The following is a 4,984-nucleotide window of genomic DNA, read 5'->3' on the forward strand; positions in this document are numbered from 1 at the left end:
TTTTTAAGTTCTAGATATCTCATAATGAGATAAATATACGGAATTTATGATGTATAAACAATAAAATACGACATTATTTTATTCTAATTACTTAATTCGCACCGATTTTTTTCGAAATAAAAAACATCACAAAAAACATTATCGTAAAAAATAAAAGTAAAGGTATAGCAACTCGTATAACATCAAATGGTAATTCGACAATCATTTCTCCTTTTAAACTGAACATTAGTATGATTGTAAATAGCAACGCGATGAGTGTAATAGGGGACACGAATGGAATAAATTTTTGATTAAACCATTTTTCGCCCATGTACTTTTTTATAGTGAATCGACTGACTACAGCCAATAGAAATGGAATTCCTAGATAAATCGCAACTGTTGTTGCGATCTGTGTCACAGTTATATTCAAGGCAAGACCTTTAATTCCAAAAAGCGGTAACATTATTTCAAGATAAAAGTAGGCGTAGAGCCCAAAAAAGAATACTTGGAGCAAACTGTTGATGCCAATTAGTCCAGCTGTCAATTCTCTGTTTCCTTCTGCTAATTCATTCCACACGATAACCATTGCGATACAGGGCGCTATTCCTATTATAATTAATCCTGTTAAATATTCTGGATAATCTTTTAAAAAGAGTGTGGCTAACGAAAACATCAGAAAAGGACCAAATATCCAAGTTACCAAAAAAGATGCGGTGAGTAATTTTGGCTTTTCAAAAATTAGAGAGATTTTAGAAAAATCAACTTTAGTCAAAGGCGGATACATCATTAGTATTAGGCCAATTGCTAATGGTATATTAGTTGTTCCATTTGAGAATGAACTTATAAATGTATTACTTGATGGAATAAAATATCCTATTAAGACTCCTAAAGCCATTGCTAGAAAAATCCATAGTGCTAAATGTCTGTCTAAAAACTTTAATCTTTTATTACTTAATGCCATTCTTTAATTTTGTGCTTGAAAGTGCCTATCATTTTTTTATTTGTAGTTAACTATAGCGGATAATAGAAGCAATTGAATCATTACAAATAGCTTTTTACGATATTCTGACAGTGGGAATTAAACAAGAATTAACATGTACTGAGTCAATTAAACTGATTAATTATAATTTAAAACTAGCAACAACCGCCGCCTGGCGTGCAACTATTAGCTTGGTTTGAAACTTCAGAGAGTTCGATTTTATTTTTAGTTTCCGGTATACCACATTTATCTTCGGCTAGACAAGCGGTTTTTTTGTTAATTAGTGTAAAATCTTTACCATTAAAATCCAAGTCGTATTTTCCAATAGTTTCTGTTTGATATTCGACTTCAATTTCGTGATCTTCAATTCCTAGTATTTTTTCTGAAAGAGTAAGAATAGATAAAAGTTTATTAGGTTTTAAGCGATGCTCATAATCATTAGCATCCCACAATTGAAAGTTAACAACCTTTTCCTTCCTAACTTTTCCCCCACAGTCAATAAAATTTTTAGTAACTAGTCCTACTTCAGTCACGTGAAAGTGTCCCGGGACATAAGTTCCATTTGGTAATATAAATGCAACGTTATCTAATGTGATTAACGTTTTCTTGATTTCTGATAGTTTCATTTTTTGATAATTTAAATTAACAACATTGCTTTTTTTGACTTTCTAGATGCGAACTCACTATTTCTAAAAATCCTTTTATTTTATTAAAACCCTGCTCATTCAAGCAGTAACAAATTGAATTACCTTCAATAGTGCCTTTAATGAGACCCGCATTTTTTAATTCTTTTAAATGCTGAGAAATTGTAGGTTGTGCTAATGGTATTTCATCGACGATAGCGCTACAAATGCAGCTTTCTACTTTTATTAAATGTTGAATAATTGCTATCCGAGCTGGATGAGCAATAGCCTTCAGTAATGAAGCTAATTCATTTTGTAATTCGGTAAAATGATATGATTTAGTAACTCCCAATTATTTTAGTTTTAGATTGCAATATTACGATATAGTTTTAAAAAAATAAGTCCCTTTAAATAATTATTTAAAGGGACTTATTTTTAAACGTCTAGCTCTTGTTTCGGTATTGCATGAAATCCAGCTTGTTTGACTTTTTTCTGAATTTCCGCAATAGCGATAACATTAATCGTGAACACTGTAAATTCTCTTGGAAAAATCACATGGTCCACTGTAATGTCTTTGACGCCATCAATTTTTTGAATCGCAGCTTTTATTGCTAGTAAATCTTTATCTTCAACTGCATTAGTTCCAAAAGTTCTACCTTCAACTCCTGGAATTACATTGTCTTCTATAATGTTCATTTTATTTTTTTTAAGGTTGTGAATTTTTTTTAATACTTGAATAACAAATTTCGATAGTTTAAAGTTAGTTATTTAATTGCTAAAAATAGAATCGTTATTATTATTTTAACTCAATTTAGAGTAACTTAGTATGATACAAATCACTTAAAGTACTTAGATATGGAAGAGAATAAGAACAACAGAGACGTAAATAAAGGTAAGCAAAATGACGGCGATGATGCTTTAGATCCTATTTTGTATCCTCCAAGTGAAGATATATACAATCAGTTTAAAAAAGAATCAGATATAAACCCTGAAGATATTACAAAAAATAAAGTTCCAGTTGAAATTAATAGTGCTGGAGAATTTAATGAGAAAGATTTTGATTCCGATATGTCAGGATCTGACCTTGATGTTCCTGGTTCTGAACTAGATGATGCACAAGAAAAAATCGGAAGTGAGGACGAGGAGAATAATTATTACAGTATTGGCGGCGACAATCATAATGATTTAGAAGAAAACACTTCAGAGGACGATCTCAATTAATTTTTTATAGTATAGTTTATTGATAGCCTTTAAATCATACTACTATTTAATTTTTCTTTTGGGCGTTACCGTTTATAAAAAAAGAGCCTGTTACCTTTTTAGACTGCACCCAAAAGTTTAGACAAATTTATAATTAATTTTGATAATAATGAGCTCGATATTTTATCGGGCTCATTTTGTTTAAATTTGACTTGATTCTTTCGTTGTTATAATAGATTATGTATTTGTCAATTTCTATTTTTAATTGTTTTATTGATTTGAATTTTTGAGTATAAAACATTTCAGATTTTAGTGTTCCGAAGAAATTTTCAATAATAGCATTATCTAAACAATTTCCTTTTCTTGACATACTTTGTATAATTCCTTTTTCTTTTAATAAGTACTGATATCTTTTCATTTGATATTGCCAACCTTGATCAGAATGAAGCATTAAATTTGTGTTGTTTGGTATTTTCTTAAAGGCTTTATTTAGCATCATAACAATTTGATTAAACACTGGTCGTTCTGTAAGTTCATAACTAATAATTTCCTGATTAAACAAGTCTATAATTGGTGATAAATATAATTTGTTTCCAGATACATTAAATTCCGTTATATCGGTAGCCCATTTTTGATTTGGAGCTGTTGCTTTAAATTTTCTCTCCAATAAATTTGGAGCAATTTTACCATTTTCGCCTTTATAAGATTTGTATTTTTTTACTCTAATAATGCTTTTTAATCCCAATAACTTCATTAATCTAAGTACTGTTTTATGATTGATAATTATTGCTCTATTTTGAAGTTCATCGGTAATTCTTCTATAACCATAGCGACCCTTATGCTGATGGTAAATGGTTTTAATTAACTCTTTAATTTTTTTGTATTTATCAGGTAAATCAAATTGTTTTTGATGATAATAAAAACTACTTCGTGCCATATTAGTTTGATGTAAAAGTATTTCTAAATCAAATTTATGCCTTAATTCCATTATGGCTTTGGATTTCTCCTGGCTTGAATTAAGGCGTCTAACTTTTTTAGCAATTCATTCTCACAACGAAGTCTTTCGTTTTCGTTTAATAGTTCTTCCTCTCTTGTTAAGGGTTTGTCAGATTTGCGTTTTTTACGTTTATAATCACTCATAGAAATTGTTCTACCTTTAGATTTAGATTTTAATCCTTCAATTCCAAAGTTAGTAAAATCTTTTTTCCATTTTGAAATTATAGCAATATTGGGAATATTAAATCTTATTCCCGAATCCATCAATGAAAGAGATTCCTTTTTTATAGTTCTGAGTACTTTTAACTTAAATTCGGCTGAATAACTTTGATTTATTCTTGGTAATAAACCAATTTCACCATAGCCCCTATAAAAACTAACCCACTTACGAATATTCCATCTTGGAATCTGCTTCAATTTTGAAACATAACTCTCGGAATAATGTTTCTTTAAAACCAATTCTACACATTCTAATTTAAATGCGTAATCATACTTTACTTTTCTTTCCATAAAAAATGCCCCAAATAGTGTCTAACTTTTTGGGGCATGTTCATTTCTGGTAACAGGCTCTTTTTTTATAAAGGGTCGGGCTATTCGCTTAAAGTCCTCGCAAAGTTTCGTTTTACTTCGCTTTGCTGTGGGCTATCCGCTACTATCCTTAACGCAGACTAGAATAAGAATCACGACTTTTGAACACTCCTATATATAAATGGTGTTTAATTTATAATTATGGTTTGTATATAATAAACTCCATTTTTGAACCTTTACATTAGTTTCGTCAGATTGTTACTGAAAATCTTCCTTATATATAGTAGAAAGAACCTGGCTTTTGCAATTCACTGCATTTAGAACAAAGGTTATTATATGGTTGACTGTACTAGTAGACACTATTTAGGATCTGAAACTGCAGTCGTGATATAAAGTAATATAGCGTAAACCGTAAATTTCTAGTAGATTTTGCAATACTGGTACAGTTGAAGAAAAATATTTCACCATTCAAGTTTCACGTTTTAAGCTATTTAAATAGAGCTTTATCAAATTGTTAAATAAAAGGCACAAAAAAAGCTTGTTTAACGGTATAAACGTTGTAGTTTTGCACCCGCAACAACGCGGACGTTCTTATTTATTTAATGGAAATCGAATCAAAACTAGGGCGAAAGTTTTAGAAAAAAGATTTGGCAGAAATAAAAGAAGTAATTACATTTGC

The 4,984-nt window shown here is 30.0% G+C and carries 6 protein-coding genes and 1 pseudogene; 1 reads left to right on the forward strand and 6 read right to left on the reverse strand.

The genetic code is table 11. The features are described from left to right. Positions 1-94: 94 nt before the first annotated feature. The 4 genes and pseudogenes from arsB to RCH19_RS14495 form a co-directional block, all read right to left on the reverse strand. A pseudogene (gene arsB, locus RCH19_RS14480) lies at positions 95-940 on the reverse strand (ACR3 family arsenite efflux transporter); the annotation flags it as partial. A 173-nt stretch (positions 941-1,113) separates the two neighbouring features. After that, positions 1,114-1,584, reverse strand: coding sequence for a DUF6428 family protein (locus RCH19_RS14485; protein ID WP_343023824.1), 471 nt, complete (start codon positions 1,582-1,584; stop codon positions 1,114-1,116). A 16-nt stretch (positions 1,585-1,600) separates the two neighbouring features. Next, a complete protein-coding gene (locus RCH19_RS14490) occupies positions 1,601-1,933 on the reverse strand; it encodes a metalloregulator ArsR/SmtB family transcription factor (RefSeq protein ID WP_343023825.1) in 333 nt (110 codons plus the stop codon). Between the two features lie 83 nt (positions 1,934-2,016). Then, on the reverse strand, positions 2,017-2,277 hold the full coding sequence (locus RCH19_RS14495) for a heavy-metal-associated domain-containing protein (RefSeq protein ID WP_343023826.1): 261 nt from the start codon (positions 2,275-2,277) through the stop codon (positions 2,017-2,019). 159 nt (positions 2,278-2,436) lie between these two features. Here RCH19_RS14495 and RCH19_RS14500 point away from each other — a divergent pair, with 159 nt between their 5' ends. Beyond that, a complete protein-coding gene (locus tag RCH19_RS14500) occupies positions 2,437-2,802 on the forward strand; it encodes a hypothetical protein (RefSeq protein ID WP_343023827.1) in 366 nt (121 codons plus the stop codon). A 133-nt stretch (positions 2,803-2,935) separates the two neighbouring features. Here RCH19_RS14500 and RCH19_RS14505 read toward each other — a convergent pair whose 3' ends face one another. Both RCH19_RS14505 and RCH19_RS14510 read right to left on the reverse strand, forming a co-directional pair. Then, complete coding sequence (locus RCH19_RS14505) at positions 2,936-3,769, reverse strand: IS3 family transposase (protein WP_343023828.1); 834 nt, start codon at positions 3,767-3,769, stop codon at positions 2,936-2,938. Beyond that, the gene (locus tag RCH19_RS14510; RefSeq protein WP_343023829.1) at positions 3,769-4,287 is read right to left on the reverse strand and encodes a transposase; all 519 of its coding nucleotides are present in this window, start codon (positions 4,285-4,287) and stop codon (positions 3,769-3,771) included. Before RCH19_RS14510 ends, RCH19_RS14505 begins: the two co-directional genes overlap by 1 nt. Between the last annotated feature and the right edge of the window lie 697 nt (positions 4,288-4,984).

Origin of the sequence: Flavobacterium sp. PL12 (assembly GCF_039123485.1) — a bacterium.
GTDB classification, from domain to species: domain Bacteria; phylum Bacteroidota; class Bacteroidia; order Flavobacteriales; family Flavobacteriaceae; genus Flavobacterium; species Flavobacterium weaverense.